Source organism: Pseudomonas sp. TE3552, assembly GCF_056278945.1.
In genome coordinates this window covers 3,974,963-4,001,713 of sequence record NZ_JBWBQJ010000001.1, presented here as the reverse complement: position 1 = coordinate 4,001,713, position 26,751 = coordinate 3,974,963, and the positions used below count along the sequence as shown (strand labels likewise).

27 protein-coding genes are annotated in these 26,751 nt (G+C 60.0%); 16 read left to right on the top strand and 11 right to left on the bottom strand.

Annotation, left to right across the window (positions count from 1 at the left end):
• Window positions 1-2: 2 nt before the first annotated feature.
• Window positions 3-1,160, bottom strand: a complete 1,158-nt coding sequence (gene emhA / locus ACZ9BB_RS18030) for an efflux RND transporter periplasmic adaptor subunit EmhA (RefSeq protein WP_476215001.1) — start codon at window positions 1,158-1,160, stop codon at window positions 3-5.
• Window positions 1,161-1,426: 266 nt separating this feature from the next.
• Here emhA and emhR point away from each other — a divergent pair, with 266 nt between their 5' ends.
• Window positions 1,427-2,059: an efflux system transcriptional repressor EmhR gene (emhR, locus tag ACZ9BB_RS18025; RefSeq protein ID WP_476214999.1), complete on the top strand. Its 633-nt coding sequence runs from the start codon at window positions 1,427-1,429 to the stop codon at window positions 2,057-2,059.
• A gap of 164 nt (window positions 2,060-2,223) precedes the next feature.
• The gene (locus ACZ9BB_RS18020; RefSeq protein ID WP_476214997.1) at window positions 2,224-3,108 is read left to right on the top strand and encodes a DMT family transporter; all 885 of its coding nucleotides are present in this window, start codon (window positions 2,224-2,226) and stop codon (window positions 3,106-3,108) included.
• Between the two features lie 68 nt (window positions 3,109-3,176).
• On the opposite strand, the gene ACZ9BB_RS18015 is transcribed toward ACZ9BB_RS18020, so the two are convergent.
• Genes ACZ9BB_RS18015 through ACZ9BB_RS18005 form a run of 3 tightly spaced genes read right to left on the bottom strand, consistent with a single transcriptional unit; the run spans window position 3,177 to window position 5,751 of the window.
• The gene (locus tag ACZ9BB_RS18015; RefSeq protein ID WP_476214995.1) at window positions 3,177-4,226 is read right to left on the bottom strand and encodes an alkene reductase; all 1,050 of its coding nucleotides are present in this window, start codon (window positions 4,224-4,226) and stop codon (window positions 3,177-3,179) included.
• Window positions 4,227-4,247: 21 nt separating this feature from the next.
• On the bottom strand, window positions 4,248-5,414 hold the full coding sequence (locus ACZ9BB_RS18010; RefSeq protein WP_476214993.1) for an MFS transporter: 1,167 nt from the start codon (window positions 5,412-5,414) through the stop codon (window positions 4,248-4,250).
• A 34-nt stretch (window positions 5,415-5,448) separates the two neighbouring features.
• The gene (locus tag ACZ9BB_RS18005; RefSeq protein WP_476214992.1) at window positions 5,449-5,751 is read right to left on the bottom strand and encodes an ArsR/SmtB family transcription factor; all 303 of its coding nucleotides are present in this window, start codon (window positions 5,749-5,751) and stop codon (window positions 5,449-5,451) included.
• Between the two features lie 154 nt (window positions 5,752-5,905).
• Between ACZ9BB_RS18005 and ACZ9BB_RS18000 the strand changes: the two genes are divergently transcribed.
• The gene (locus tag ACZ9BB_RS18000) at window positions 5,906-6,475 is read left to right on the top strand and encodes an acyl carrier protein phosphodiesterase (RefSeq protein ID WP_476214990.1); all 570 of its coding nucleotides are present in this window, start codon (window positions 5,906-5,908) and stop codon (window positions 6,473-6,475) included.
• A gap of 106 nt (window positions 6,476-6,581) precedes the next feature.
• Here ACZ9BB_RS18000 and ACZ9BB_RS17995 read toward each other — a convergent pair whose 3' ends face one another.
• Together ACZ9BB_RS17995 and olsB are read right to left on the bottom strand one after the other, a co-directional pair.
• Window positions 6,582-7,376, bottom strand: coding sequence for a lysophospholipid acyltransferase family protein (locus tag ACZ9BB_RS17995; RefSeq protein WP_476214988.1), 795 nt, complete (start codon window positions 7,374-7,376; stop codon window positions 6,582-6,584).
• Window positions 7,376-8,131: an L-ornithine N(alpha)-acyltransferase gene (gene olsB, locus ACZ9BB_RS17990; RefSeq protein WP_454185147.1), complete on the bottom strand. Its 756-nt coding sequence runs from the start codon at window positions 8,129-8,131 to the stop codon at window positions 7,376-7,378. The genes ACZ9BB_RS17995 and olsB overlap by 1 nt, the downstream gene beginning before the upstream one ends.
• A gap of 154 nt (window positions 8,132-8,285) precedes the next feature.
• Here olsB and ACZ9BB_RS17985 point away from each other — a divergent pair, with 154 nt between their 5' ends.
• The 5 genes from ACZ9BB_RS17985 (at window position 8,286) to ACZ9BB_RS17965 (ending at window position 12,739) form a co-directional block, all read left to right on the top strand.
• The gene (locus ACZ9BB_RS17985; protein WP_476214986.1) at window positions 8,286-9,167 is read left to right on the top strand and encodes an acyl-CoA dehydrogenase middle domain-containing protein; all 882 of its coding nucleotides are present in this window, start codon (window positions 8,286-8,288) and stop codon (window positions 9,165-9,167) included.
• A gap of 171 nt (window positions 9,168-9,338) precedes the next feature.
• Window positions 9,339-10,430 carry a serine hydrolase domain-containing protein gene (locus ACZ9BB_RS17980; protein WP_476214984.1) on the top strand — a complete coding sequence of 364 codons (1,092 nt, stop codon included), beginning with the start codon at window positions 9,339-9,341 and terminating at the stop codon, window positions 10,428-10,430.
• Window positions 10,427-10,756 carry an amidase gene (locus tag ACZ9BB_RS17975; protein ID WP_476214982.1) on the top strand — a complete coding sequence of 110 codons (330 nt, stop codon included), beginning with the start codon at window positions 10,427-10,429 and terminating at the stop codon, window positions 10,754-10,756. Before ACZ9BB_RS17980 ends, ACZ9BB_RS17975 begins: the two co-directional genes overlap by 4 nt.
• 233 nt (window positions 10,757-10,989) lie before the next feature.
• Window positions 10,990-11,580 (top strand): YceI family protein, encoded by a 591-nt coding sequence (locus tag ACZ9BB_RS17970; RefSeq protein ID WP_476214980.1) that lies wholly within the window; start codon window positions 10,990-10,992, stop codon window positions 11,578-11,580.
• A gap of 1 nt (window position 11,581) precedes the next feature.
• Window positions 11,582-12,739 carry a phospholipase D-like domain-containing protein gene (locus tag ACZ9BB_RS17965; protein ID WP_476214978.1) on the top strand — a complete coding sequence of 386 codons (1,158 nt, stop codon included), beginning with the start codon at window positions 11,582-11,584 and terminating at the stop codon, window positions 12,737-12,739.
• A gap of 68 nt (window positions 12,740-12,807) precedes the next feature.
• Here the strand turns inward: ACZ9BB_RS17965 and bglX are convergent, their stop codons facing one another.
• On the bottom strand, window positions 12,808-15,099 hold the full coding sequence (bglX, locus tag ACZ9BB_RS17960) for a beta-glucosidase BglX (protein WP_476214976.1): 2,292 nt from the start codon (window positions 15,097-15,099) through the stop codon (window positions 12,808-12,810).
• A 248-nt stretch (window positions 15,100-15,347) separates the two neighbouring features.
• Between bglX and ACZ9BB_RS17955 the strand changes: the two genes are divergently transcribed.
• The 4 genes from ACZ9BB_RS17955 (at window position 15,348) to ACZ9BB_RS17940 (ending at window position 18,907) form a co-directional block, all read left to right on the top strand.
• The gene (locus ACZ9BB_RS17955; RefSeq protein ID WP_476214974.1) at window positions 15,348-15,959 is read left to right on the top strand and encodes a LemA family protein; all 612 of its coding nucleotides are present in this window, start codon (window positions 15,348-15,350) and stop codon (window positions 15,957-15,959) included.
• 41 nt (window positions 15,960-16,000) lie between these two features.
• The gene (locus ACZ9BB_RS17950) at window positions 16,001-16,750 is read left to right on the top strand and encodes a TPM domain-containing protein (RefSeq protein ID WP_476214972.1); all 750 of its coding nucleotides are present in this window, start codon (window positions 16,001-16,003) and stop codon (window positions 16,748-16,750) included.
• 58 nt (window positions 16,751-16,808) lie between these two features.
• Window positions 16,809-17,426, top strand: a complete 618-nt coding sequence (locus ACZ9BB_RS17945) for a TPM domain-containing protein (RefSeq protein WP_218398252.1) — start codon at window positions 16,809-16,811, stop codon at window positions 17,424-17,426.
• 266 nt (window positions 17,427-17,692) lie between these two features.
• Complete coding sequence (locus ACZ9BB_RS17940) at window positions 17,693-18,907, top strand: class I SAM-dependent methyltransferase (RefSeq protein ID WP_476214969.1); 1,215 nt, start codon at window positions 17,693-17,695, stop codon at window positions 18,905-18,907.
• 119 nt (window positions 18,908-19,026) lie between these two features.
• Here ACZ9BB_RS17940 and ACZ9BB_RS17935 read toward each other — a convergent pair whose 3' ends face one another.
• The gene (locus ACZ9BB_RS17935) at window positions 19,027-19,917 is read right to left on the bottom strand and encodes a DMT family transporter (protein ID WP_476214968.1); all 891 of its coding nucleotides are present in this window, start codon (window positions 19,915-19,917) and stop codon (window positions 19,027-19,029) included.
• A gap of 350 nt (window positions 19,918-20,267) precedes the next feature.
• Here ACZ9BB_RS17935 and ACZ9BB_RS17930 point away from each other — a divergent pair, with 350 nt between their 5' ends.
• The 3 genes from ACZ9BB_RS17930 (at window position 20,268) to ACZ9BB_RS17920 (ending at window position 21,696) form a co-directional block, all read left to right on the top strand.
• Complete coding sequence (locus ACZ9BB_RS17930) at window positions 20,268-20,849, top strand: DJ-1/PfpI family protein (RefSeq protein ID WP_476214966.1); 582 nt, start codon at window positions 20,268-20,270, stop codon at window positions 20,847-20,849.
• Between the two features lie 14 nt (window positions 20,850-20,863).
• Window positions 20,864-21,169: a ribbon-helix-helix domain-containing protein gene (locus ACZ9BB_RS17925; protein WP_476214964.1), complete on the top strand. Its 306-nt coding sequence runs from the start codon at window positions 20,864-20,866 to the stop codon at window positions 21,167-21,169.
• Window positions 21,170-21,351: 182 nt separating this feature from the next.
• Complete coding sequence (locus ACZ9BB_RS17920; protein WP_476214962.1) at window positions 21,352-21,696, top strand: YegP family protein; 345 nt, start codon at window positions 21,352-21,354, stop codon at window positions 21,694-21,696.
• A gap of 122 nt (window positions 21,697-21,818) precedes the next feature.
• Here the strand turns inward: ACZ9BB_RS17920 and ACZ9BB_RS17915 are convergent, their stop codons facing one another.
• Entirely contained in the window at window positions 21,819-22,838 is a 1,020-nt protein-coding gene (locus ACZ9BB_RS17915) for a DUF4917 family protein (protein WP_476214960.1), read from the bottom strand.
• A 156-nt stretch (window positions 22,839-22,994) separates the two neighbouring features.
• Between ACZ9BB_RS17915 and yiaY the strand changes: the two genes are divergently transcribed.
• Window positions 22,995-24,143 (top strand): L-threonine dehydrogenase, encoded by a 1,149-nt coding sequence (gene yiaY / locus ACZ9BB_RS17910; protein ID WP_476214958.1) that lies wholly within the window; start codon window positions 22,995-22,997, stop codon window positions 24,141-24,143.
• Here yiaY and ACZ9BB_RS17905 read toward each other — a convergent pair.
• Together ACZ9BB_RS17905 and ACZ9BB_RS17900 are read right to left on the bottom strand one after the other, a co-directional pair.
• A complete protein-coding gene (locus tag ACZ9BB_RS17905; RefSeq protein ID WP_476214956.1) occupies window positions 24,140-25,306 on the bottom strand; it encodes an MFS transporter in 1,167 nt (388 codons plus the stop codon). The two genes, yiaY and ACZ9BB_RS17905, sit on opposite strands and share 4 nt — an antisense overlap.
• A 19-nt stretch (window positions 25,307-25,325) precedes the next feature.
• Complete coding sequence (locus ACZ9BB_RS17900) at window positions 25,326-26,561, bottom strand: aminotransferase class I/II-fold pyridoxal phosphate-dependent enzyme (RefSeq protein WP_476214955.1); 1,236 nt, start codon at window positions 26,559-26,561, stop codon at window positions 25,326-25,328.
• Between the last annotated feature and the right edge of the window lie 190 nt (window positions 26,562-26,751).

Genomic DNA, 26,751 nt, shown 5'->3' with positions numbered 1-26,751 from the left:
GTTTACTCCCCTTTTCCGCCGACAGCGGTATTAGCTGCCTGTGCGGGGATCGGGCTCTTTGCGCCAACATTGGTTGCTTCAGTGGCCTTGACTTCAACGCCAGGTCTGACGAATTGCAGCCCTTCGGTGATCAGGCGATCGCCTGCCTTCAGACCGTCTTCAATCAGCCATTGGCTGCCGACAGTGCGGCTGGCCTTGAGCTGACGCAGTTCGACTTTGTTGTCCGGGCCGACGACCAGCGCGGTCGGAGTGCCTTTGAGGTCACGGGTCACGCCTTGTTGCGGTGCCAGAATCGCCGCGCTGTTCACGCCGGCTTGCAACTGGGCGTGAACGAACATGCCTGGTAGCAGGGTGTGATCAGGGTTGGGGAACACGGCGCGCAGGGTCACCGAGCCGGTAGTCTGGTCAACCGAGACTTCGGAGAACTCAAGCTTGCCGTCCACAGCGTACTGGCTGCCGTCTTCCAGGGTCAGCTTGACCGCGGCGGCGTTGTCGCCTGCCTTTTGCAGACGACCGCTTTCCAGTTCGCGGCGCAGCTCCAACAGCTCCACCGAAGACTGGGTGACGTCGACGTAGATCGGGTCCAGTTGTTGAATGACCGCCATGGCGTCGGTCTGGCCGCTGCTGACCAGCGCGCCTTCAGTTACCGACGAACGGCCGATGCGACCGGAGATCGGTGCGTAGACCTTGGTGTAGCGCACATTGATCTGGGCGGTCTGCAGGGACGCTTCCGATTGCAGGCGGTTGGCCAGTGCCGTGTCGTATTCCTGGCGGCTGACGGCCTGTTCGTCGACCAGTTGCTTGTAGCGATCGGAGATCGACTTGGTCGAACGCAGGTTGGCTTCGGCGCTTTTCAGGGTCGCGTCATAGACCGACGGGTCGATCTGATACAGCTGTTGACCGGCCTTGACGTCGCCGCCTTCCTTGAACAGTCGTTTGAGAATGATGCCGTTGACCTGTGGGCGAACTTCGGCGATGCGGAACGCACTGGTGCGCCCTGGAAGTTCGGACGTCAGGGTGAAGGCTTGAGGTTGCAGGGTTACGACGCCGACCTGAGGGGCTGGTGCGGCAGGTGCCGCCTCTTCCTTTTTACATCCGCTGAGCAGCGATGCCAGGGCGACGGCAGTAACCAGAGCGGTAACAGCTGGCTTGAATTGCATGAAGATCCTCGGGTCAGGCGCGCAAGTTGCGCACAAGAAAGGTGGAAGGTTGTAAAAAATTTTACCGGGTGGATAAGTAGCTTGCTAAGGAATATACTTACATTCATGCTTGTTTGTAAATACCTTGGCGGCGTACCCACACCGTTACAAAAGCCGTCCAAAGATTTGAATTGTAGGCCTGAGACGAAGCCCGAAAGCGCTCGCCTCACTTCTATTCAGCGGATGTTCAGACATCGCTGAGGCACCCTGATTGAGGTTTTATTGCCATGGTCCGTCGTACCAAAGAGGAAGCTCAAGAAACCCGAAGCCAGATTCTCGAAGCGGCGGAAAAAGCCTTTTATGAAAGGGGCGTGGCCCGCACGACGCTGGCGGATATCGCTACCCTGGCTGGCGTGACTCGCGGGGCCATCTACTGGCATTTCAGTAACAAGGCGGACCTGGTGCAGGCGATGCTCGATACCTTGCACGAGCCGCTGGAAGAAATGGCCAGGGCCAGTGAAAGCGAAAACGAACTCGATCCGCTGGGCTGCATGCGCAAGCTGCTGATTCATTTGTTTCATCAAGTTGCGCTGGACCCGAAAACCCGACGCATCAACGAGATTCTGTTTCATAAGTGCGAGTTCACCGATGAAATGTGCGACCTGCGCCAGCAGCGCCGAACGGTCAGTCTCGATTGCAATGTGCGAATCGCTCTGGCCTTGAGTAATGCAGTCAATCGGGGGCAGTTGCCGGAAAACCTCGACACTGCCCGCGCGGCCATCAGCCTGCATGCATACATCGATGGCATCCTGTATCAGTGGCTGTTGGCTCCCGACAGTTTTCAACTGCACACCGAAGCCGAGCGTTGGGTCGATACAGGGTTGGATATGCTGCGCTTGAGTCCTAGCCTGCGCAATTGAAACAAAATGCGTAATTGGATCTGTTTGTGTCAAGGCTTGAAGCGGGGGGAAATGTCCCTGCTTCGCTCGCCTTTCTGTAATGGGGTGCTTTTATATACGTACGTTTCCCAGATTGATAGGTAGCGAGCTACGTATTTTGTAGGGGTTTTGTGTCGAGTGTGTGAATGAATGTTAACAAGCCAGGCTACAAGGGCGCCGAGCAGCCGATAAAGGGTATCGCGCTGATCTGCCTGGCGGTTTTGTTGTTCGCCAGCCACGACACTTTGTCCAAGTACCTGTCTGGTTTTTATCCCGTCGTCATGGTGGTCTGGGCACGCTATGTGGTGCACACGCTGTTGATGCTGGTGATATTCGTACCACGCAGTGGTTTTTCGGTGGTAGTGCGCACCCAGCGCCCCGGACTGCAATTTTTGCGCGCGCTTTGCCTGATCGGCACCAGCCTGCTCTTTATCACGGGGCTGCGTTACATTCCCCTGGCTGAAGCCACGGCCGTCAGTTTCCTTGCACCTTTATTAGTGACGGCATTGTCCGTGCCGTTGCTGCATGAGCGGGTAACCCGTAATCAATGGCTGGCGGTACTCGGTGGATTCGTTGGCGTACTGATCGTGGTGCGGCCCGGTGGCGCTCTGTTCACCCCGGCGATCTTGTTGCCGCTGTGCTCGGCATTGTGTTTTGGTTGCTATCAACTGATTACCCGCTTGCTCAGCGGTGTTGATAGCCCAACCACCAGCAACTTTCTGACCGGCATTTTCAACAGCCTGATCATGAGTGCGTTGTTGCCGTTCTTCTGGAGTACACCGACGTTGTTGCACGGCCTGTTCATGGTTGGCCTGGGTACTTGCGGCATGCTCGGTCACATGCTGCTGACCCAGGCCTTCCGTCACGCCGCGCCGGCGATGCTGGCACCGTTCAGTTATGGGCAGATCCTGTTTGCCGGGATGTACGGGTATTTGATCTTTGATCACATGCCGGACAGCTTCGGTGTTATCGGTATTGGGGTGATTTGCCTCAGTGGCCTCGCGGTCGCCTGGGGGCAGCGTAAACGCTGACAAAATCTCCCCTGCGCAAAAGCCCCGGCTCTTTCGAGTCGGGGCTTTTGCATTTCAATGGCGGACGTTTACAGCGCTGGATAATCGATGTAACCCACCGGCCCCTTCGCATAGAACAGTTCCGGACGTGCCTCGTTCAACGGCGCATCGGCCTTCAAACGCGCCGGCAGGTCCGGGTTGGCAATGAACGGTACACCGAACGCCACCGCATCGGCCTTGCCACTGGCCAGCCACTCGTTGGCGCTGTCTTTGGTGAAGCGTTCGTTGGCGATGTATGGGCCGCCGAAGGCTTCTTTCAGTTGTGGGCCGAGGCTGTCGCCGGCTTCTTTTTCGCGCGAGCAGATGAAGGCGATGCCACGTTTGCCCAGTTCGCGAGCGACGTAGGTGAAGGTCTCGGACAGGTTCTCGTCGCCCATGTCATGGAGATCGGCACGCGGTGACAGGTGCACACCCACGCGGCCCGCGCCCCAGATTTCGATGGCGGCATCGGTCACTTCCAGCAACAGACGCGCACGGTTTTCCACGGAGCCGCCATAGTTGTCGGTGCGCTGGTTGGTGCTGCTTTGCAGGAATTGGTCGAGCAGGTAACCGTTGGCGCCGTGGATTTCCACACCGTCGAAACCGGCAGCCTTGGCGTTCTCGGCACCCACGCGGTAAGCGTCGATGATGTCGGCGATTTCAGCGGTTTCCAGGGCGCGCGGGGTTGGGAAGTCGGCCAATGGACGCACCAGGCTGACATGACCCTTAGGCTGGATGGCACTCGGCGCGACCGGTGCTTCGCCGTTCAGGTACAAGGGGTGGGAAATCCGACCCACGTGCCACAGCTGCAGGAAGATTTTGCCGCCAGCGCCGTGGATTGCTTTGGTCACGTTGCTCCAGCCGCGCACCTGGTCGTTGGACCAGATCCCGGGAGTGTCCGGGTAGCCCACGCCTATCGGCGTGACCGACGTCGCTTCGCTGAGGATCAGGCCGGCAGAGGCGCGTTGCACGTAGTACTCGGCCATCAGCGCGTTCGGCACACGGCCTTCGTCGGCGCGGCAGCGGGTCAGCGGTGCCATGATGATGCGGTTGGCCAACTCGAGGTCGCCCAGTTTGATCGGATCGAAAATAGTCGTCATGAAATAGCTCTCTTTTAGCGATCAGTTAGTAGCAGGGGCCAGTTCGGGATTGCCGCTCTGACGGAAAGTAATCAGGGTCACCAGCAGGGCGAGTACCGCCAGCGCTGCTGCCGCGAGTGGTACGCGGGTCAGGCCGAAGCCATGGGCGATGACGCTGCCGCCGACCCAGGCACCGAGTGCGTTGCCGACGTTGAATGCGCCGATGTTCAGGGTCGACACCAGGTTGGGGGCCGCCTTGCCGTAGGTCACGACGTTCACTTGCAGGGCGGGGACAGCGGCAAAGCACGCGGTGGCCCAGAGGAACAGGGTGATTTCGGTCGGAATCAGCGCAACACTGGTCCAGGTCAGCACGGTGGAGACCACCGCCATGGTGATGAACACACCGATCAGCGTCGCCGCCATGCCTTTGTCAGCCAGTTTGCCGCCGATGATGTTGCCGACCGTCAGGCCCAGGCCGATAAGCATCAGGGTCCAGGTCACGCCACGCGGCGAAACACCGGTGACTTCGCCCAGCAGCGGTGCGACGTAGGTGAACAAGGTGAAGACTGACGCAGCGAACAGCGCGGTCATGCTCAACGACAGCCAGATGCCGGCGCCTTTGAGGGCGCGAAGTTCGGCGCGCATGTCGAGTTTCTCTTCATCGCGCTTGGCCGGCAGGAAGCGGATCAGACCGATCAGCGCAATCACACCGATCACAGTCACTGCCCAGAAGGTTGATCGCCAGCCAGCTTCCTGGCCGAGCGCAGTGCCCAGCGGGACGCCGAGGACGTTGGCCAGGGTCAGGCCGGTGAACATCAGGGCCACGGCCGATGCACGTTTGTTGGCCGGCACCAGACCTGCCGCCACCACCGAACCGATGCCGAAGAAGGCGCCGTGACACAGGGCAGTGACCACGCGGGCAAACATCAAAACGTTGTAGTCACTGGCCAGGGCGCAGAGCAGGTTGCCGATAATGAAGATGCCCATCAATGCTACCAAGGCGGCCTTGCGCGGCAGCCTGGCGGTGGCCAGTGCCATGAACGGCGCACCGATGGCCACGCCCAGGGCGTAACCGGTCACCAGCCAGCCGGCGCTGGGGATCGACACGCCGAGGTCCGCCGCCACATCGGGCAGCAAGCCCATGATGACGAACTCGGTGGTGCCGATGGCGAAGGCGCTCAAGGCCAGAATAAGTAGCGAGAGGGGCATTGTTGATTCCTTATCGGCGTACTGACGTAAAGGGTCAGAGCTCTTTGCTGAAAGTGCGGAGGAATTCCTGGATGGTTTCCTCGTTGCGTTTGAAAAAATGCCACTGGCCGACTTTGCGGCTGCTGATCAGGCCGGCGCGTTGCAGGGTCGCCAGGTGTGCAGACACCGTGGACTGCGATAAACCGCAACGTTGATCGATCTGCCCGGCGCAGACACCGTGCTCGTTGCTGTGGGACTGGTCGGGGAATTCGACGGCTGGGTCTTTGAGCCAGTGCAGGATGTCTCGGCGTACTGGGTGTGCCAGCGCTTTTATTATTTCGTCGAGGTCAAGGGTCATGGTTTGGGCTCGTGATGGGTAAAACGCTATATCGCGATGAGGCGAACTTTAAATCGTCATTTCGCGATATACCAATATGATTTTGGTCTGATGACCGCGTAAATCGGTATATCGGGTTATAACGATATTGGAGGAGCAGTGCTAAGCTGCGCCCATGAACTATCTCGCACATCTGCACCTCGGTGGCCAGCGCCCCGGTCAAATGCTCGGCAGTCTGTATGGCGATTTCGTCAAGGGACGGCTGCAAGGGCAGTTCGATCCGGAAATCGAAGCGGCCATCCAGTTGCATCGCAGCATCGACGTGTTTACCGATCGCCATCCGCTGGTGGACATCGCCCTGTCACGGTTTTCCATCACGCGCCGGCGTTACGCCGGGATCGTGCTCGATGTGTTTTTCGACCATTGCCTGGCGCGGGACTGGACGCTTTACGCGGATCAACCGCTTGAGCAGTTCACCGCACACGTTTATCGGGTGTTGTCTGCCGAGAAGCAGATGCCGGAGCGCCTGGCGCGGATTGCACCGCACATGGTGGCCAATGATTGGCTGGGTTCATATCAGGAGTTCGAAGTGCTTGAGCAGGTGCTGCGGGGGATTTCGCGCAGGCTGACCCGGCCGGAGGAACTGGCCGCAGCGATGGAGGAATTGCGGCGGTTGTATGAACCGTTGAGCGAGGATTTCCGGTTGTTCTATCCCGAGTTGCAGGCGTTCGCGCAGAATCGGTAACACAAATCCCGTAGGAGCGAGGCTTGCCCGCGAAGAGGCCCTTGAGGGCGCCAAAAGCTTCGCGGGCAAGCCTCGTTCCTACAGAAGCAGATTTACAGAAGCAGATTCAGGCAGCGATCAGTTCGCCGGCATGCTGTGGCTCGGCAGGTTTTGCGACTTCACCAAACAATGCCTTCTGCACCGCCTGCTGCGCCTCGAATGCCAGCGCTGCGCGTTCGCGGTCCTGACACTCGATCGGCTTGAGCAGATGAATCTCCACCTCACCCCGATCATTGGCGAACAGGCGCATCAGGTGCGAGAGCAAATCATCATCGCCAATGAACGGTGCCAAGGTATCGAGTTCGCCATCGCGCAGATAACGAATCGCCACCGGTTGCAGCGCCACTTTGGAATCGATCGCCGCTGACAGCAAACGACCGTGAAACGTGCGCAGCGAGCGGCCATCGGTGGTGGTGCCTTCGGGGAACATCAGCAGCGGATGTTCCTGCTCCAGATGACGGGTCATCTGTTTGCGGATCAACTGACTGTCGCCTGAGCCTCGGCGAATGAACAGGCTGCCCGCCTTGGCCGCCAACCAGCCTGCCACTGGCCAGGTGCGCACTTCGGCCTTGGACAGGAACGACAGCGGCGTGAGCATGCCCAGCAGCGGAATGTCGGTCCAGGACACGTGATTGCTCACCCAGAGCATCGGAGTCTTTGGCAATTCACCCTGCACGGTGATGCGAAAGGGCAGGGCATTGCTCAGCCGCGCCATGAAAAATCGCGACCAGCGCTGGCGATGGACCATCGAATGGGCAATTCCCAATCGTTCGAGCAACCCGAACACACTGGCCATGCTCAAGCCCAGCGCTACCACCAACAGCACTCGCGCAACTCGCGCGTACACCCGCAAGCGGCTCATTACACCGCCGCCTTGAAGTGCTTGGCGTAACGCGGGCAGAGTTCGTCGCGCTTGAGCAGGATGAACACGTCGGCCACCTGGAAATCCTCGTCCCAGCACGGCTCGCCGCAGATTTTCGCGCCCAGGCGCATGTAGGCCTTGAGCAGCGGCGGCATTTCGGCGATGACGTTGGAGGGAATATCGAGCGTCGGCAATGGCTTCTTCGGCTCGGCCCGCAGGTGTTCGGTGCACAGGTAGCGTTCGCGCAGACGCTGCATGATCGCGTGGGCCTGAATGCCGCCGTCCTGCATCGGAATGCTCGCGCAACCCATCAAATAGCTGTAGCCGCCCTGGTTCAGTACTTCGGCCAGTTCACCCCAGAGCACCGCGATAGTGCCGCCGTTGCGGTAGGCCGGGTCGACGCAGGTGCGACCGATTTCCAGGATCGGGCCTTTCAGATGGACCAGGCCATGCAGGCTGAATTCTTCTTCGCTGTAGAACTTGCCCAGGCTGCTGGCGGCCGTGTGGTCGAGCAACCGTGTGGTCGCCACCAGGCGCCCGGTGTTCAAGTCACGCACGCCGATGTGGGCGCAGTGAACATCATAGTCGTCCATGTCCAGACCCAGCTCCGCGCCTTTCAGTTTGGCGTTGAATTCGCCGCTGAACACGTTGAAGCGCAAGGTTTGGGCTTCCTGCAACGCCTCGGCGCCCACCAGGCGTTCGGCTTGCAGGCGGCGTTCATTGCCGGTGTCGCTGATGCGGGCGATCTGAGTCATTGTGAGTCTCCGTACGGGCTGGCCACCCGTCTTGGGTTGCAGCCGATCGACTTTCTTTATGCAGCCGTGTTGTGCAAAGTCAGGCTATGTAGCCCCGGTGTCATCGCCATGAAGCTTTGGTGATGCTTATATGACAGCCCACAAGGAGCCTCTTATGCCCTGGCAAACCCTGTTGAACCGCCGCGATCGTCTACCCGCCAACCCCGACCTCGGAGAAGGGTTTGCAACTTTGTTGCAACAGTTGGGTACGGTTACGCCATTCGAACTGGCGGTGGCCGGCGCACGGCTGATGGCGACACCGGGGCTGGCGTTTCTGGTGGGATATCAAGCGGCGTTGCGCATGCTCTGGCCGAGCGCGCCGCTGAGTCTGGGCGCGTTGTGCGCGACCGAGCAGCGCAGCTTGCGGGTGGCGGACATGCAGACCCGGCTGCGGGATTTGCGCTTGAATGGGCGCAAGGATTTCGTCACCGCCGGCGATGCCGCCGACTGGCTATTGGTCGCAGCTCGCAGTGAAGAACCCGGCGAGGTGCCGCGCTTGAACCTTGCGGTGGTTTACCCCGGCGAACCGGGTGTGCGTCTGGAAAAGCTCGCGCCAATGCCACTGATGCCGGACATAGGCCACGGCCGGTTGTTTCTCGACAACGCACTGTGCGAATTGCTGGCGGGGGATGGCTGGGATGCTTACGTCAAACCGTTCCGCACCCTGGAAGACATCTATGTGCTGAGCGCCATGACCGCCTGGCTGTACGGCGTAGGCCAGGACTGCGACTGGCCGCAAACCTTGCAACTGCGTCTGCTGGCGCTGCTGGCCGGGTGCGCGGAAGTCAGCCGCCAGGCGCCGAACAATCCGTCCGGGCATGTGTTGCTGGGCGGGTTGTTTGCGCAGTTCGACGGGCTCAAGGCTGAAGTGAACCAGGCCCTGGCCGATAGCCCGCCGCAATGGGCGGCGATGTGGCAGCGCGATCAGGCCGTGATGGATTTGGCGGCGGGGGCGCGGGGCAAGCGGTTGGCCAAGGCGTTGGCGGGATTGTTGTAAGGCTGAAGGGACCCTTCGCGGGCAAGCCTCGCTCCTACAGGGATCGCATCCGGCACAAATCCTGTAGGAGCGAGGCTTGCCCGCGAAGGCGATCTCTTGGATCGACACAAATCCCAGAACTGTCATCAACCTCGACTAGGCTCTGCAGGTTCATCCCTCCGAGCGCCCCCCATGTTCAAAGGCTTGTCCCTGACTCTCATGCTGCTCAGCCTCACGGCCCAGGCCGAAAACTGGCCGGCCGAGCAATGGACGCCCGGCCCGAAAGTCACCGGCCCGGCACTACAAGCGATAGAGAACTACGCATTCGCGCCCCGCGACGATGCCACTCACCAAGGCATTCGCACCGATGCGTTGCTGGTGATCCGCGATGGTCAGTTGATCTACGAACGCTACGCCGGCCCGACCACTGCGCAAACGCCGCACCTGACCTGGTCGATCAGCAAAAGCCTGATGTCCGCGGTACTCGGCGTGGCCTATGGTGAAGGGCTGTTCAAGTTGCAGGACCCGGTGGTGCAGTTTTATCCAGCGCTGGAAAAACACCCCGCCATGACCATGGCCGACCTGCTGCACTGGGCCTCGGGCCTGGACTGGCAGGAGGACTACGAATACGCCCCATTGAAGTCCTCGGTGGTGGCCATGCTCTACACCCGTGGACACCGCGACATGGCCGCGTTTACCGCCGATCACGACGCGTACGCCCGGCCCGGTCAGGCGTTCCGCTATTCAAGTGGCGACAGCAACCTGCTGTCCGCCGCGCTGAAAAACATCGTCGGCCCGGCCCGTTATCCGGATTATCCATGGACGGCGCTGTTCGAACCCTTGGGTATTCGCAGCGCGGTGTGGGAAGCGGATGCCACGGGGACGTTTGTCGCATCGTCCTATGCCTATCTCACCGCCCGGGATCTGGCGCGGGTCGGCCTGTTGATGGCGCGCGACGGTCGTTGGCGTGAGCGGCAACTGCTGCCCAAGGCGTGGGTCGATTTCAGCCGTGAGCCTTTCGCCCACTATCAAGCCCATCAGGATGAGGCGGTGCCCGGCGGACATTGGTGGCTCAATCGCGCCGTGGATGGCGCGACACAACCCTGGCCCGACGCCCCTGTCGACACCTTCGCCGCACTGGGCCATTGGGGTCAGGCGATGTACGTGATTCCCAGCGAAAAGCTGGTGATCGTGCGCTACGGGGATGATCGTGATGGAAGTTATCGGCACAACGAATTGCTCAAACTCGCGCTCAAGGCATTTGCCATGAAGGTGCAGCCATGAGCCGCCTTGGTTTTGTTCGTAATCGGCCATTCAGCACACTGTTATTGGTGCTGCTGATCGCCTTGCTCGGCTGGACCTGGCAGGAACGAACAGCGTTATGGGCGTTTCCGGACATCATCAGCGGCTACACGGCCAAGGAATACTGCTCGTGCCGCTATGTGATGAACAATCCGGCCGAGTATTGCCAGGGCTATGTGAAGCAGTATGTGCCCACCAGCGGCTTTATCGATGACGCCGCCAGCAAGCGCGTGACGGTCAGCGGCATGGGGCGTAGCAACAGCGCTGTTTGGGTTGGTGAACGCCAGGGATGTCGCCTGCAACCCTGACAGTGGTCAGTTTTTTTGTGGCGAGGGAGCTTGCTCCCGCTCGGCTGCGAAGCAGTCGTAATGCCAGCGGCCGAGGTCTTACTGGAAGAACTCATTGTCTGATTTTGGGAGCGCTTCGCACTCCAGCGGGAGCAAGCTCCCTCGCCACAAAGGTTGGATCGGAGCAATAGAAAGTTTGCAACCTGTATCAGGACAGTTAAGGTTCGCTCAGGTTTATCTGCCCATGAGTCTCTATGTTCAACCGCTTTGTCTGCAAAACCCTCGCTTTCCTGCTGCTGGCCGGCGCCACCGCGTCGGCCCAGGCCAATTGGTATCTGGACGGCGAGTCCTCGCGGCTGTCGTTCATCAGCACTAAAAACACCAACATCTCCGAAGTGCAGCGCTTTCTGGTGTTGCACGGCAAGGTCGATCCCAAGGGCCTGGCGCAGGTGGAGGTCGATCTGGAGTCGGTCAACAGCGGCATTCCACTGCGTGACGAACGCATGCGCAAGGAGCTGTTCGAGATCCAGACGTTCCCTGAGGCACTGATCACCACGCAGATCGATCTACGGCCGATCAACGACCTGGCGCCCGGTGCGCAACTGGAGTTGCGCTTGCCGCTGACCGTCAACCTGCATGGCAAACAACACCAATACAACGCCGAACTGCTGGCGACCCGTCTCGATGACCGGCGCTTTCAAGTGGTGACTCTCGAGCCTTTGGTGGTCAGCGCTGAAGATTTCGACCTGGTTCGCGGTCTGGAAAGCTTGCGCAAGGTCGCCGGTTTGTCGGCTATCAGCCTGTCGGTGCCGGTGGGTGCGGTGCTGATTTTCACGGCGCGCTGAGATGCGCGGCGCAATTTTTCCTTGGCGCGAAGGCAATCGCTTTGAACTGCTGATTGATGGCCCGCAGTTTTTTCCGCGAATGCTGGTGGCGATTGCCCGCGCCGAAGAACAAGTCGAACTGGAACTGTACCTGGTGGAGGCGGGTGCCTGCGCCGAGGCCATGGTTCAGGCGCTGGTCCAGGCTGCTGAACGCGGGGTGCGGGTGCGCTGTCTGTTCGATGACTATGGCAGCCTGGCCTTCACCTTGACCTTACGTCAGCGCCTGATGGCCGCCGGTGTCGAGTTGCGTTTCTACAATCGCCTGAGCTGGCGCCGCTGGGTGGGCAATTTCTACCGCGATCACCGCAAGCTGTTGTTGGTGGATCAATGCCTGGCAGTGGTCGGTGGCACCGGGGTGACGGATGAGTTCTGGACACCGGGCGAAGACACCAGCGAATGGCACGAAGTGATGGTGGAAATCACCGGTCCCTTGGTCATCGACTGGCAGTTGCTGTTCGACCGCCAATGGATCGCCAACCGCCATCGGCGCGCCTGGAAACCCACTGCGCACTTCGGTTTGCCGCGCTTGCCGCGAGTGCCGGCCATGGGCGAAGGCATGGGCCGGGTCGCCTATGCCGATGCCCGTCAACACCGCGATATTCTGCAATCGCTGGTTCGTGCGCTGAACAGCGGCCAGCGCCGAATCTGGCTGGCCACGCCGTATTTCCTGCCGACCTGGAAAGTCCGCCGTTCACTGCGTCGGGCGGCGGCTCGTGGCGTTGATGTGCGTCTGCTGCTGACCGGGCCGCGTACCGATCACCCGTCGGTGCGCTACGCCGGGCATCGCTACTACCCGCGATTGCTTAGGGCCGGGGTGAAGATCTTCGAATACCAGCCGTGTTTCCTGCACCTGAAGATGGTGTTGATCGATGACTGGGTGAGCATCGGTTCATGCAACTTCGATCACTGGAATCTGCGCTTCAATCTGGAAGCCAACCTCGAAGCCCTGGACCCTGGGCTGACCCGAGCGGTGGCGGCGAGTTTCGAGCAGGACTTTGCCCTGAGCCAGGAAGTCAGCCTCCAAGACTGGAAGCGCCGACCGTTGTGGCGGCGGGTCAAGCAGAGGGTTTGGGGATGGGTGGATCGGCTGGTGGTGAATCTTCTGGATCGACGGGGATAGTCGTCACACCGAAAACCACTGTGGGAGCGGGCTTGCCCGCTCCCACAGGTTTTGTGGGGTATGACTAATTACAGCAACTCAAAACTCTGCTGCGTCACGTCCTGGGAGTCCAGGCCGATCTGCACGTTGAACTTGCCCGGTTCTGCGGCGTACTTGAGCTGGGCGTTGTAGAACTTCAGGTCATCCTCGGTGATGGTGAAGTGCAGGACTTTCTGTTCGCCGGCCTTGAGCAGCACTTTCTGGAAGTTCTTCAGTTCCTTGACCGGGCGGATCATCGAGCCGGTCACGTCCTGGATGTACAACTGCACCACGGTTTCGCCGTCACGCTTGCCGGTGTTCTTCACCACGACACTGGCGTCGAGCTTGCCGGTCTTGTTCAGTGTGGTCGAAGACAGGGCCATGTCGGTCAGGCTGAACTGGGTGTAGCTCAAGCCGAAGCCGAACGGGAACAGCGGCCCGGTGGTGTCCTCGAAATACTGCGAGGTGTAGTTGCCCGGTTTACCCGGGGTGAACGGCCGGCCAATGCTCAGGTGGTTGTAGTAGGTCGGAATCTGACCCACCGAGCGCGGGACGGTGATTGGCAGTTTACCCGACGGGTTGTAGTCGCCGAACAGCACGTCAGCGATGGCGTTGCCGCCTTCGGTGCCGCTGAACCAGGTTTCCAGAATCGCGTCAGCTTGCTCTTTCTCTTCGAGAATCGACAGCGGGCGGCCGTTCATCAACACCAGTACCAGCGGTTTGCCGGTGGCTTTCAGGGCCTTGATCAACTCGCGCTGGTTGGCCGGAATGTTCAGGTCGGTGCGGCTCGACGACTCGTGGGACATGCCTCGGGACTCGCCAACCGCGGCAACCACCACATCGGCATCCTTGGCGGCTTTCACCGCTTCATCGATCAACACGTTGGCCGGACGCGGATCATCCACCACTTCCGGGGCATCGAAGTTGAGGAAGTTCAGGTAATCGAGGATCTTCTTGTCGCTGGTGATGTTCGCGCCACGGGCGTAGATCAGCGTCGACTGAGCGCCGAGTGCGTTGGTCATGCCGTCGAACAGCGTGACCGATTGCGCCGGCCGGCCAGCAGCAGCCCAACTGCCCATCATATCGATCGGCGCTTTGGCCAGCGGGCCGACCAGCGCGATTTTCGCGGTTTTCTTCAGCGGCAGGGTGTCGCCCTGGTTTTTCAGCAACACCAGGCTGCGGCGCGCGACATCACGGGCCTCGGCACGGTGCAGGCGGCTTTCGGCGTAGGTGTCGGCCGGGTCATCCTCTGCCTTGCCGATGCGCAGGTACGGGTCCTTGAACAGGCCCATGTCGTACTTGGCGGCGAGCACTTCACGCACAGCGTTGTCGATGTCTTTCTGCTCGATTTCGCCGGCCTTCAGCAGCCCCGGCAGTTCTTTGCCATAGAGGGTGTCGTTCATGCTCATATCAATGCCGGCCTTGATCGCCAGCTTCGCGGCTTCGCGACCGTCAGCGGCAACGCCGTGCTTGATCAGCTCGAAAATCGCCCCGTGGTCGCTGACCGCCAGGCCCTTGAAGCCCCATTCCTTGCGCAGCAGGTCGTTCATCAGCCAGGTGTTGGCGGTGGCCGGCACGCCGTTGATCGAGTTCAGCGCAACCATCACCCCGCCAGCACCGGCGTCAATGGCGGCGCGGTACGGCGGCAGGTAGTCCTGGTACATCTTGACCGGGCTCATGTCGACGACGTTGTAGTCGCGACCGCCTTCGACCGCGCCGTACAGGGCAAAATGCTTGACGCTGGCCATGATGCTGTCGGCCGCGTTCGCGCCTGAGCCCTGGAACGCCTTGACCATTACGCCGGCGATTCGCGAAACCAGGTAGGTGTCTTCGCCGAAGCCTTCGGACGTGCGGCCCCAGCGTGGGTCACGGGAGATGTCGACCATCGGCGCGAAGGTGATGTCGAGGCTGTCAGCCGCCGCTTCCTGGGCTGCGATGCGCCCGGAGCGACCAATGGCGTCCATGTCCCAGCTCGAGGCCAGGGCCAGGGGAATCGGGAAAATGGTGCGGTGGCCGTGGATCACGTCATAGGCGAAGAACATCGGGATCTTCAACCGGCTGCGCATGGCCGCATCCTGCATCGGGCGGTTTTCTGCGCGGGTGATCGAGTTGAAGGTGCCGCCGATATTACCGGCAGCGATTTCCTTGCGGATCGTCTCCCGAGGCATTTCCGGGCCGATGCTGATCAGGCGTAACTGACCGATCTTTTCATCGAGGGTCATCTGTTTCATCAGCTGGCTGATGAAGGCGTCCTTGTTCTCTATCGGTGCGGGCGTCGTGGCGGCCAATACGGTATGACTGGCCAGGCTGACGAACAGGCCCAGCAAACACAGCTTCTTCATGAATGGTTTTCTCTAAAGCCTAAACGGCAGTGAATACGCGCCGGTCAGCCAAAATGTAGGGAGCGACTATTGTTGTTCGGGCATGTTCAGAAAAATGCAGCACACTTATCAACAGTTTTCTACGCTGGGCATCTTTTAGCCCATTTGGCTCGATGCAATCCAGTCGCGGCGCCGATTATGCCCGAAGAACCGGGCTCAAAGTTCGCAGGTTGTGTTATCAACGCAATAGACATGGGAGCGTCAACCAGATGAATGTACGACATCACTATCGGTCGAGCCTGCACGTCGCAGCCTTGATGTTGCTGACAACACTGCTGACCGGCTGCGGCATCAACAATATCCCGACCCTCGACGAACAAGCCAAGGGCGCCTGGGGCCAGGTGCAGAACCAGTACCAGCGTCGCGCCGACCTGATTCCCAACCTGGTGGAAACCGTCAAGGGGTATGCCCAGCATGAGCAAGAAACCCTGACTGCGGTGATCGAAGCCAGGGCCAAGGCGACCTCGATTCAGGTGGATGCCAGCACGCTGGACAATCCGGAAAAACTCAAACAGTACGAGCAGGCGCAGAATCAGCTGACCGGCGCGCTGAGTCGGTTGATGGTGGTGTCCGAGCGCTACCCGGACCTCAAGGCCAACCAGAACTTCCTGGCGCTGCAATCGCAACTTGAGGGCACCGAGAACCGCATCGCCGTGGCTCGCCGCGACTTCATCCTCGCGGTGCAGAAATACAATACTGAAATCCGCACCTTTCCCGGTCGCCTGTGGCACACCGTGATGTACAGCGATCTGCCGATCCGCGAAACCTTCGAGGCCACCAGCCCGGGTGCTGAAAAAGCGCCTGAAGTGAAGTTCCAGTAAACCGCAATGGGCTTGAAGCATCACCACGGATGAGGTCGCCAATGCGCATGTTGAAAGTAGGCCTGATGCTGTTGCTCTGGGTGTTTGCCCTGACGGCCCAGGCTGAGCTGAAATTCCCGGAGCTGACCGGGCGGGTGGTGGACAACGCCGGGATGATCGAGCCAGCGGTGCGCGAGCAGCTGGCTCAGCAGCTCAATGCGCATGAAAAAACCACCGGCGAGCAGTTGGTGGTGGTCACGTTGCCGGACTTGCAGGGCACCGACATTGCGGATTTCGGTTATCAGCTGGGACGCTACTGGGGCATCGGCCAGAAGGACAAGAACAACGGCGCGCTGCTGATCGTCGCGCGTGATGAGCGTAAGCTGCGGATCGAAGTCGGGTATGGTCTGGAAGACCGCCTGACCGATGCGCAGAGTTCGGTGATTATCCATCAGGTGATCACCCCGGCGTTCAAGGCCGGCAACTTCAGCAAGGGCATCAGCGACGGGGTGGCCGCGATGCTGGTGGTGCTGGGGGGCAGTCCGCTGGACGAGCCGTCGACGGTGCATGAGTCAGCCGGCAATCAGGAAGGGGACGTTGTCTCGCGTCATCCAGGTTTTTTCGTGTTGCTGGTGATGCTGTTTATCCTGACAATCTTTGTCGGCCAGATGTTCGGTATCCTGCCCAGCGGCGGTGGCCGGGGCGGCCGGGGAGGCGGTTTCGGCGGTGGCGGTTTTGGCGGCGGTGGAGGCGGGGGCTTCAGCGGCGGCGGGGGCAGTTTCGGGGGCGGCGGTTCGTCGGGCGGTTGGTGATCACACAGCTGGTAAAAACACTGTCGATAAGAACAATAGCGAGCAGGCATTCATAAACATGGCATTACTGACTGAACATGAACAACGCAAGGTCGCCGAGGCGATTGCCCGGGTCGAGCGTGACACCGACGCCGAACTGGTGACGGTGCTTGCAGCCCGCGCCGACGACTACGCGTACATCCCGCTGCTCTGGGCCAGTCTGCTGGCGCTGGTGGTGCCGGGTATCGTGCATTACCTGACGGGCTGGCTGACCATGCACAGCCTGTTGCTGGTGCAATGGTTCAGTTTCATCGTGTTGTGCCTGGTGTTCCGGATTCCGAAAGTCACCACGCGCCTGATCCCGCGCTCGGTCCGTCACTGGCGTGCGTCGAACCTGGCGCGCCGGCAGTTCCTGGAACAAAACCTGCACCACACCGTGGGCAGCACCGGCATGCTGATTTTCGTCTCCGAGGCCGAGCGCTATGTGGAGATCCTGGTGGATGAAGGGATTTCCAAACGGCTCGACAACAAGAACTGGGACGCGATTGTGGCGGCGTTTACGCAGCAGGTGAAACAGGGGCAGACGTTGCAGGGGTTTGTGACGTGCATCGAGGCGTGCGGCGAGTTGCTCAAGGTGCATGTGCCGGTGACCCATGTGCGCAATGAATTGCCGAATCGGTTGGTGGTGTTGAGCTAAACCAAAAGATCGCAGCCTGCGGCAGCTTTTGTGGCGAGGGGCTTGCCCCCGTTGGGCTGCGAAGCAGCCCCCATGTATCTTCAGTCGCACCGAGTTCTCTAGTTTGACGACTGCTTCGCAGCCGAACGGGGGCAAGCCCCCTCGCCACAAAGAACTCACTGGCCTCAGGATTCGCACCGTTCGGCAAATAACTGCGTGTCCCGAACGGCCATCCCCCCTAAAATACCCGCCATTCCCCGTTTCGCACCGCCCGAGGCCGTTTTTCCATGTCTGTCACCGCCACTCCCGCCAGCCTCGCGCCGGATCACCACGCCCAGTTCATTGACCTGCTGCAAACCAGCCTCGACGCCAACGCCTTCATCAAACTGGTGCTGTCCAAGTACGTCGGTGGTGAAGCGGACTTGCAGCGGTTGATCGTCAAGCAGCTGACGGTCAAGGATCAGCCATGTCTGTCCTTCGTCTACCGCTACAAGACCCGCGACATCACCAAGAACCTGCCGATTGCCGAAGGCGTGGCGACCCTTGCCGCGCTGTTGCCGGCATCGTTCAAAAATGCGCATTTACTGGCAGTGACCGATGAAGCCCAGCTCGAATACAGCAAAAAGGGCAAATCTTCGCTGTTCAAGAGCAAGCCTCAGCAATTGCGCGAAGTACCGTCCGCCGAACACAACCGCGAAAAGAACCGTTTCCTCGACCTGAGCCGGCCATTTCTCAAAGACCTGGGCGTAACCAACGCGCAGCATGAATTGATCCCGGCGATGTCACGCAAGTGGAAGCAGATCAACAAGTTCATTGAAGTCTTCAGCCATGCGCTGACCTCCTCGCCGTTGGCGCTGGATAAACCCGTGCGGGTGGCGGATTTCGGCTCCGGCAAGGGCTACCTGACGTTCGCGATCCACGACTATCTGCGCAATACCTTGAAGGCCGAGGGCGAGGTGACCGGCGTCGAGCTGCGCGAAGACATGGTCAACCTGTGCAACACCGCCGCGGCGAAGCTGGAGCATCCGGGGCTGGTGTTCAAGTGCGGTGACGTGCGCAGCGTGGCGCCGAGCGAGCTGGACGTGATGATCGCGCTGCATGCCTGCGACATCGCCACCGACTATGCGATTCACACCGGCATTCGTTCCGGCGCTTCGATCATCATGTGCTCGCCGTGCTGCCACAAACAGATCCGCCTGCAGATCCAGAGCCCGGCGCTGCTCAAACCGATGTTGCAGTACGGTCTGCACCTGGGCCAGCAGGCAGAAATGGTCACCGACAGTTTGCGTGCGCTGTTCCTGGAAGCGTGCGGCTATGAAACCAAGGTGTTCGAGTTCATCTCACTGGACCACACCAACAAGAACAAGATGATCCTGGCGGTCAAACGCGCCGAGCCAGCGGACCCGGCTCAGTTGCTGGTGAAGATTCAGGAATTGAAGGATTTCTACCACATCAGCGAACATTGCCTGGAAACCCTGCTGCGGGCTGACGGCTACCTCTGATCGCTGCTGTGGGACGACGGTCGCCGCTAATTCTGTAGGAGCCAGGCTTGCTGGCGAAGGCAATTTTGAGGACGCCTTCGCCGGCAAGTCGGATCGCCGCACCGGTGGCCCCTACAGAATTAGGCCGTGGCAACACGCGCGGGTTTGACCGCGGTCTTGCGCCCCAGCATCACTGTCACGATCACCCCGGCGGCAAACAGCCAGGTGATCGGCTCGACGTGCTCACCGAAGAACAACGCCGAAAACGCGATCGTGAAGAAGATCTGCAGCAACTGGATCTGGCTGACACGGGCAATGCCACCCATGGCCAGCCCGGCGTACCAGGCAAAGAAGCCGATGAATTGCGAAAACAGCGAGACATAACCGAAGGCCCACCAGGTCTTGGCCGAAATCTCGCCCTGATGTTGCAGCGCCAGGTACAGCACCGGCCCGATCAGCAGCGGCGTCGACAATACCAGCGCCCAGCAGATCACCTGCCAACCGCCCATTTCCCTGGCCAACCGGCCACCTTCGGCATAACCCAACCCACCCACGGCAATTGCGCCGAGCATCAGTAAATCACCGGCCTGAATACTGCCGGCACCGCTGATCAGTGCGTAACCGAGCACCAGCGCACTGCCCAGCGCGGCGCAGGCCCAGAAGGCTTTCGACGGACGTTCATGGGACAGCCACGCGGCATACAGCGCCACGCACAGCGGTTGCAAGCCGTTGACCAGGGCGCCGTGGGAGGCGGGCAACGTCTGCATGGCCCAGGCCGACAGCACCGGGAAGCCGAGGATGACCCCCGCGATCACCAATGTCAGGCCTTTGACCTGTTTCCACGTGGGCCACTTCTCCCGGTGCCACAGCAATAACAGCGCTGCCGGAATCGCCGCGAACAGCGCCCGGCCGAGGCCGTTGAGCAGCGGATGGAGTTCCTGCACGACGATCCGTGTGAAGGGCAGGGTCAGGCTGAAGATAACGACGCCGAGCAGGCCCAGGGCCATGCCGGTGTTTTCGCGCGAGGACATGATGGGGGACCAGAATTCAGGATGGCGGGAAGTTTCTTTATCTAGCCATAAACTGCAGGCGCTGCTCTGTTACAGATAGGCGCAGAGTTATCCGTACAGTTGAGCGCGGTCCCTGTGGCGAGGGAGCTTGCTCCCGCTGGGGCGCGAAGCGGCCCCTATCGGTTTCGTCAATCAATCGGTGGTCTCTGGTTTTGCGACTGCTTCGCAGCCGAGCGGGAGCAAGCTCCCTCGCCACAAAAGCCAAATCCAATACACATCATCCGTAGTAACTGGTTATTACCCACCCCGCTGGATAAGGACTACCTTGAATACTCCTGCATGCCCACGCATTTTCCAGAGGAGTCTTCCCCATGGCTGCTAAAAAAATTCTGATGCTGGTCGGCGATTACGTCGAAGACTACGAAGTGATGGTGCCCTTTCAGGCGCTGCTGATGGTCGGCCACACGGTGCATGCCGTTTGCCCGGATAAAACCGCCGGCCAGACCGTGCGCACGGCAATCCATGACTTCGAAGGCGACCAGACCTACAGCGAAAAACCCGGTCACCTGTTTGCCCTGAACTTCGATTTCGCCAAGGTTGATGCGGCGGACTACGACGCGCTGCTGATTCCGGGCGGTCGTGCGCCGGAGTACCTGCGCCTGAACGAAAAAGTCCTGGAACTGGTGCGAGCGTTCGACAAGGCCGGCAAACCGATCGCCGCCGTGTGTCACGGCGCGCAATTGCTGGCCGCCGCCGGGATTCTTGAAGGTCGCGAGTGCAGCGCCTACCCGGCGTGTGCCCCGGAAGTACGCCTGGCGGGTGGCACGTACATCGATATCCCAGTGACGCAAGGCCACGTTCAAGGCAATCTGGCCACTGCTCCGGCCTGGCCGGCGCACCCGAGCTGGCTGGCCGGTTTCCTCGGGTTGCTGGGCACCAGAATCACGCTGTAACGAGGGACCTGTCCATGTGCGAGCTCTACGTCAAAGCCGACCCGATTCTCTACGAATCACGCTCCCGCTCGCTGCGCATCTGCGGGGTGGTGACCACCCTGCGGCTGGAGAACCAGTTCTGGGACATCCTCAGCGAAATCGCCGAGGTCGACGGCATGACCACCAATCAGTTGATCGCCAAGCTGTATGAAGAGGTGATGGACTACCGCGGCGAAGTGGTGAATTTCGCCTCGTTCCTGCGGGTGAGTTGCATGCGGTATCTGAGCCAGCGGCGGGCGCAGGCGCCTGAGGTGTCGGTGGTGCGGGCGGTGGTGAAGTAGCGAGATTGTCGGGTGACCTTACCGGCGCCATCGCGAGCAGGCTCGCTCCCACAAGGGATAGATGCACACAAATCCACTGTGGGAACGAGCCTGCTTGCGATGGGGCCAGTACAGGCGACAGAAATCCTGGCTTGGTCTTTACTCTGAAGCGCGAAACCTCTCAATCGCCAAGGAGAAAAAGCATGTCTGGATGGTACGAAGTGAGCAAAACCAGTAACGGTCAATTCAAATTCGTGTTGAAAGCGGCCAATGCCGAAACCATTCTGACCAGTGAGCTGTACACCACGCGCAGTGCGGCCGATAGCGGTATCGCCTCGGTTCAGGCCAACAGCCCGCTGGACGAACGCTACGAGAAAAAAGCCACCAAGGACGGTCATCCCTACTTCAACCTGAAGGCCGGCAATCACGAGATCATCGGCAGCAGCGAATCCTACTCATCCGAGGCCGCGAGGGAAAAAGGCATCGCCAGCGTCAAGGCCAACGGACCGACCACGGTGATCAAGGACAAGACCTTGCCGGTGCTCTGATCACACCGCTGATCAACTGTCGGAGCGGGCTTGCCCGCGATGACGGCCTAACATTCAACGAAGAGGTTGGATGTACGATCACCATCGCGGGCAAGCCCGCGATGGCGTCAGCCGCGTCGCCGCTAAACCTCGACTGGAACTGTGAGCTTAGGACTACCGAGCGCATGCGTCTTCGAATCAAAAAACCGCAGCTCCACGCCAGTCCCCTCAAACACCTTCGCGTAATGCCGCTTCTGATGCTGGATGAACGCTTTGCTGCGCGGGTAAATCGAGATCGCTACCACCTTCGGCGTTGCCTGGCGCAAGGCGTGGACGATGTGACTGTCCTGCTCGCCAAGGGCATGCCCAAAGATGCACAACCCGTCGCCATGGCCCAGTAACTGGTCGTAGCAGAACGACAGGTAATCGGAGCTGCGAATGGTCTTGAGCTTGTCTTGAGCCGGACCTTCGTTGACGAACAGCGGCACGTCGTCGAGGGTCTTGATCGTATTGTTGATTGCGAAACTGCCCAGCAACGTACCTTCGGTCGACATCAGTTTGCGCGCCGTGCCGTCTTGATTCCGCACCAGATGCAGACCGCCGTGCAGGTACAGCAAACGCGGTTTGTCGGTGGCGCAGGCACTCAGATCGAAACTCGGCTCGGCGCCCTGGAACAGGTCCGTAATGACCTCTGGCCGATGCTGGATCGCCCAGTGGTTGAGCAGGTCGTAGTTGGTGGTGAACACCGTCCGGTAGCTGCCCAGTTCCTGATTGATTGTCGCCAGAGTCGCAGCTTCCACCAGCCGCCACGGGATGTGGATCGCATGCACGCTGTTGATCAGCGCTTCCTTGATCGCGTAATAGCGATTGCGCGGTGCCGCAGAGCTGACGGCCAGCGCCTTGTTCACGCGACTGGTGGTTTTCAGCGCGCTGAGTACCTGCTCGAAACTGCGCGTGTGCATTGCGTCGAACACGCTCAATTCTGATTGGCTCAGAGGCTTTTCTTCGACGGTGCGAGCGTTTTCGAACAGCGAGTCGTAGCCGAAGTCGTCCCACACTGCGCGACTGGCGCCATTACCCACCAGCAGGCCGCTGAACGAGGCGGTGGTGCGCAAGGCATTCCAGTCTTCTAGTTGGGCATCGACATCCTGGAAATCGGTCATTGCGATCAAAGTCTCAAAGCAAAAGGTCTGATGGACGGCGACTTTATCACGCCCCGGCGTTGAGCCAGATCAACATACGGTGTGACTGATCGGTCGACCCTGTGCGCACCCGCCGGATCGGTGTCGCCGATTTGGCTTCAGCCAGGAGACTCGCGCATGAGCAGTACGTTTTTCATCCCCGCCGTGAACATCATGGGCAGCGGTTGCCTCGACGAGGCCATGGACGCCATTGGCAAGTATGGTTTTCGCAAGGCGTTGATCGTTACCGACGCCGGGCTGGCCACGGCTGGCGTGGCGAAGATGATTGCCGAGAAACTGGCGATACAGGACATCGACTCAGTGATCTTCGACGGCGCCAAGCCGAATCCGAGTATCGCCAACGTCGAATGTGGCCTGGGCCTGCTCAAGGAAAGTCGCTGCGATTTTGTCGTGTCCCTGGGCGGCGGTTCGCCTCACGACTGCGCCAAGGGCATCGCCTTGTGCGCCACCAACGGTGGGACGATTCGTGACTACGAAGGCGTCGATCAGTCGAGCAAACCGCAACTGCCGCTGATCGCGATCAACACCACCGCTGGCACTGCCAGCGAGATGACCCGTTTTTGCATCATCACCGACGAATCGCGTCATGTGAAAATGGCCATTGTCGATCGCAACGTCACGCCGCTGCTGTCGGTCAACGACCCGGCGCTGATGGTGGCCATGCCCAAGGGGCTGACCGCCGCCACAGGCATGGATGCATTGACCCACGCTATCGAGGCTTACGTCTCCACGGCGGCCAACCCGATTACCGATGCCTGTGCGCTGAAAGCCATTACGTTGATCAGCTACAACCTGCGCCTGGCCGTGCGCGATGGCAGCGACATGCTCGCGCGGGAGAATATGGCCTACGCCCAGTTCCTCGCCGGCATGGCGTTCAACAATGCGTCCCTGGGTTACGTCCATGCCATGGCTCACCAGTTGGGCGGCTTCTACGACTTGCCCCATGGCGTGTGCAACGCGGTGCTGCTGCCTCACGTGCAAAATTTCAACGCGCTGGTTTGTGCCGATCGCCTGACCGATGTTGCCCGCGCGATGGGCGCCGATATTCGTGGGTTCAGCTCCGAGGAGGGCGCGCAGGCAGCGATCGCAGCCATTCGCAACCTGGCCAGGGATGTGGAAATCCCCGCCGGTTTGCGTGAGCTCGGTGCCAGGCTCAATGACATCCCGGTTCTGGCCAGCAACGCCCTGAAAGACGCCTGCGGACTGACCAATCCACGGGCGGCGGATCAGCGGCAGATCGAGGAGATTTTCCGCAGCGCGTTTTAGTCTGTTTTACGACCCGGCGCGAATATCACGCAGAGCATCGCGCCGAGGCCCAGCAAGGTGCATAACAGCGACAATGGCCATGCCTGCTGGCTGGCTATCAGGCTGGCGATGCCGCCGATAATGGCGGCCATCAGTTGATGAATGAAACCGCTCAATGCCATCGCATAAGCACCGCCGACCGGCGATCCATCATTGGCCAAAGACAGGCTGATGGGGTAATTCAACGATTGGCCGAACACCGTAAAGCAATAAGGCAACCAGAACAGCAGCGCTATTGCCGTGCCTGCGAGGCTACCCAGCAACATGACTGTGCTGCCGGCCATTACCAACCCGACGCCCACTGTCATCAGCCAGCGCTGACCGGTGCGCAATACAAAGCGATTGACCGCCACGGCGCCGAGAAAGTACGCCGCGCTGATTGGCCAGCCCAACAATCCGTATTCCACTGCCGACCAGTTGAAGGGGCCTTGCAGAATCAGCGGCGCAGCGGTGTTGAACGCGACGATCACACCGTATCCCAGGCCGCCGGCGAGGGCCGGTAACAGGAAGGCTCGATGACGAAGAGTGCGCCAGTAACTCGGCCAGGCGGGTGCCCCGGCATTTTCGTCTGGCCGCACCGCGAATGTGACCCGCGCTACCACCACCGCCATGCACAGGCTCACACCACCCAACAGATAGAAGATCATCGGCCAGCCTAGCGCCACCAGGATAATCGCCCCCAGGTATTGGCCGATACCCAGCGCCACCACAAAGGAAATCGATATCCAGGACAGCGCCTTGGCCAGCAGATCGCCGCGGAAACTGTCGCGGATCAGTACCCGGGCCATGACCGAAATCCCGCTGGCGCCAACACCCTGAATCAGTCGAAAAACCAGAAACGATTCAAGTGACTGGCCCAAGGGCAGGGCAAGGTTACCCACCCCATAGATGCCAAGCGCTGCGAGCAACACCGGTTTTCGGCCAATGCGCTGGCCCAGGCTACCCCAGAACAGCATCGGCAGCGCCATGCCGATCAGATACACCGCCAACCCCCATGAAACCTGCGACGCATCGGCGGACATATCCCGGGCAATATCCGGCAGCGCCGACAGATAAATGCTCATGCCCAATTGGGCGAGAAAAACCGTGCAGCAGGTGATCAGGAGGGTGGTGCTGCTCTTCATTCAATCTTCCCTGGTTTTTTCAGCTGCCGATGTCCCGGCCGTGAGTGCGTAATAGTTCGGTGATGAGTTCACAGAAATGGCGGATCAGCTTCGCCTCCATGTCGGCGCGCAAGGTGATCCTGATGGCTGCCTTGCCTTGTGCAACCACCGGGAAAAAGACTGCCGAAGTGAAGAAGCCGTGATTGGCCAGTTCAATGGCAATGTTGTTGGCCAGCGCGGCCTCACCGCAACTGACCAGTCGAATCGCCATGTTGCTTTTGTGTTGTTCGGTGCGTATGAGGCTGTCAAAGAGGCGGATATTAACCTGAAGTTTTTCCTGTAATGCGGCGAATTCCAGGGTGCGGTGTAGTTCGATGGATGCTCTGCCCGCGCCAATGGCTGCACTGTTCAGGCTTTGTGACCAATTGCTGGGGCCGCCGTAACGCTGAATGAGCGTCTTCTGCCGTTCACTGCCCAGCATCACCAGACCGCCACTTGCGCCAAACGACTTGGCCAATGAGGCGACGATCAGGCAGTCATCATCCAGCGCGTGCAGCCTGGGGCGCACGAGACCGGCGCCGAATCTTCCTACGGCGGAAAGCGCGTGGGAATCGTCCAGATACAGAAACAGCCCGTAGCGGTCCTTCAGGTACAAAAGACTGTCCATGTCTGCGACGCCGCCCATGCTGTAGGCGCCGTCGGCGACATACGCGACCCTTGTGTGCCGCTGACACAGCGTCTCGAGGAAGTCCATGTCGTTATGCGGGCATGTCACGACGGTGGTTTCATCTGCACAGGCGGCTTTGAGGTGATTCATCGAGTAATGCGCCAACCGATCGAAAGCCATCACCGGCGGGCGCTCTTGCGTAAACACACCGCTGGCCAGCAGCGGCAGGATCCCGGCACTCGCCGCACTGCACGACAGAGTGCTCAGGCAAGTGGCGCCGAACAACTCGGACAGTTCGGTTTCGAATTGATCCAGAATCGCCAACTTGCAGCGGTTCTTCGAATTGGCGACGCGCAGGGTGCCGGTTTCCCACAGCGTGACCATGGCTCCATCGAGTATCTCGGGATGGTGATCCAGGCCCAGGTAAGACGTTGTACAGAAATGATGAAACGCTCGTCCGTACTGATCGAGCATGCGGTTAGCACTTTTTATTTCAACGTTGAGCCCCGAGATTTTGCCGGTTTCGGCGGTTTCCCAATCGTGATCGGCCAATGAAATGAGTTTGCGGTAGTTGGTGAAGGTGTGTGCCGTGTGCGGTGTCTGATTCATGTGTAAGTGACATTCCTTGAGTGAATCTGTCCGTGGGGTTGTTGCAATTTGTGTGTGTTGCCAGACTTTACAGAGTGTTCCGATGGGCTTTGAATCGGTTGTTTCTGGTATGGCTGAGAGTTGTAAGAGAATTAGTTGTAGGGCGATGCCCCGTATTGCTGTGGGGTAATTGGATGGCGGGCACAAATCG

Excerpts from the sequence above, each read along its gene's own strand:
- emhA (WP_476215001.1), bottom strand. The coding sequence starts at position 1,160 with ATGCAATTCAAGCCAGCTGTTACCGCTCTGGTTACTGCCGTCGCCCTG.
- emhR (WP_476214999.1), top strand. The coding sequence starts at position 1,427 with ATGGTCCGTCGTACCAAAGAGGAAGCTCAAGAAACCCGAAGCCAGATT.
- bglX (WP_476214976.1), bottom strand. The coding sequence starts at position 15,099 with ATGAAGAAGCTGTGTTTGCTGGGCCTGTTCGTCAGCCTGGCCAGTCAT.
- ACZ9BB_RS18010 (WP_476214993.1), bottom strand. The coding sequence starts at position 5,414 with ATGCCCCTCTCGCTACTTATTCTGGCCTTGAGCGCCTTCGCCATCGGC.
- ACZ9BB_RS17920 (WP_476214962.1), top strand. The coding sequence starts at position 21,352 with ATGTCTGGATGGTACGAAGTGAGCAAAACCAGTAACGGTCAATTCAAA.
- olsB (WP_454185147.1), bottom strand. The coding sequence starts at position 8,131 with ATGACTCAGATCGCCCGCATCAGCGACACCGGCAATGAACGCCGCCTG.
- ACZ9BB_RS18005 (WP_476214992.1), bottom strand. The coding sequence starts at position 5,751 with ATGACCCTTGACCTCGACGAAATAATAAAAGCGCTGGCACACCCAGTA.
- yiaY (WP_476214958.1), top strand. The coding sequence starts at position 22,995 with ATGAGCAGTACGTTTTTCATCCCCGCCGTGAACATCATGGGCAGCGGT.
- ACZ9BB_RS17965 (WP_476214978.1), top strand. The coding sequence starts at position 11,582 with ATGCGCGGCGCAATTTTTCCTTGGCGCGAAGGCAATCGCTTTGAACTG.
- ACZ9BB_RS17915 (WP_476214960.1), bottom strand. The coding sequence starts at position 22,838 with ATGACCGATTTCCAGGATGTCGATGCCCAACTAGAAGACTGGAATGCC.
- ACZ9BB_RS17955 (WP_476214974.1), top strand. The coding sequence starts at position 15,348 with ATGAATGTACGACATCACTATCGGTCGAGCCTGCACGTCGCAGCCTTG.
- ACZ9BB_RS17900 (WP_476214955.1), bottom strand. The coding sequence starts at position 26,561 with ATGAATCAGACACCGCACACGGCACACACCTTCACCAACTACCGCAAA.
- ACZ9BB_RS18020 (WP_476214997.1), top strand. The coding sequence starts at position 2,224 with ATGAATGTTAACAAGCCAGGCTACAAGGGCGCCGAGCAGCCGATAAAG.
- ACZ9BB_RS17985 (WP_476214986.1), top strand. The coding sequence starts at position 8,286 with ATGCCCTGGCAAACCCTGTTGAACCGCCGCGATCGTCTACCCGCCAAC.
- ACZ9BB_RS17975 (WP_476214982.1), top strand. The coding sequence starts at position 10,427 with ATGAGCCGCCTTGGTTTTGTTCGTAATCGGCCATTCAGCACACTGTTA.
- ACZ9BB_RS17950 (WP_476214972.1), top strand. The coding sequence starts at position 16,001 with ATGCGCATGTTGAAAGTAGGCCTGATGCTGTTGCTCTGGGTGTTTGCC.
- ACZ9BB_RS17980 (WP_476214984.1), top strand. The coding sequence starts at position 9,339 with ATGTTCAAAGGCTTGTCCCTGACTCTCATGCTGCTCAGCCTCACGGCC.
- ACZ9BB_RS17930 (WP_476214966.1), top strand. The coding sequence starts at position 20,268 with ATGGCTGCTAAAAAAATTCTGATGCTGGTCGGCGATTACGTCGAAGAC.
- ACZ9BB_RS17935 (WP_476214968.1), bottom strand. The coding sequence starts at position 19,917 with ATGTCCTCGCGCGAAAACACCGGCATGGCCCTGGGCCTGCTCGGCGTC.
- ACZ9BB_RS18015 (WP_476214995.1), bottom strand. The coding sequence starts at position 4,226 with ATGACGACTATTTTCGATCCGATCAAACTGGGCGACCTCGAGTTGGCC.
- ACZ9BB_RS17940 (WP_476214969.1), top strand. The coding sequence starts at position 17,693 with ATGTCTGTCACCGCCACTCCCGCCAGCCTCGCGCCGGATCACCACGCC.
- ACZ9BB_RS17925 (WP_476214964.1), top strand. The coding sequence starts at position 20,864 with ATGTGCGAGCTCTACGTCAAAGCCGACCCGATTCTCTACGAATCACGC.
- ACZ9BB_RS17970 (WP_476214980.1), top strand. The coding sequence starts at position 10,990 with ATGTTCAACCGCTTTGTCTGCAAAACCCTCGCTTTCCTGCTGCTGGCC.
- ACZ9BB_RS18000 (WP_476214990.1), top strand. The coding sequence starts at position 5,906 with ATGAACTATCTCGCACATCTGCACCTCGGTGGCCAGCGCCCCGGTCAA.
- ACZ9BB_RS17905 (WP_476214956.1), bottom strand. The coding sequence starts at position 25,306 with ATGAAGAGCAGCACCACCCTCCTGATCACCTGCTGCACGGTTTTTCTC.
- ACZ9BB_RS17995 (WP_476214988.1), bottom strand. The coding sequence starts at position 7,376 with ATGAGCCGCTTGCGGGTGTACGCGCGAGTTGCGCGAGTGCTGTTGGTG.
- ACZ9BB_RS17945 (WP_218398252.1), top strand. The coding sequence starts at position 16,809 with ATGGCATTACTGACTGAACATGAACAACGCAAGGTCGCCGAGGCGATT.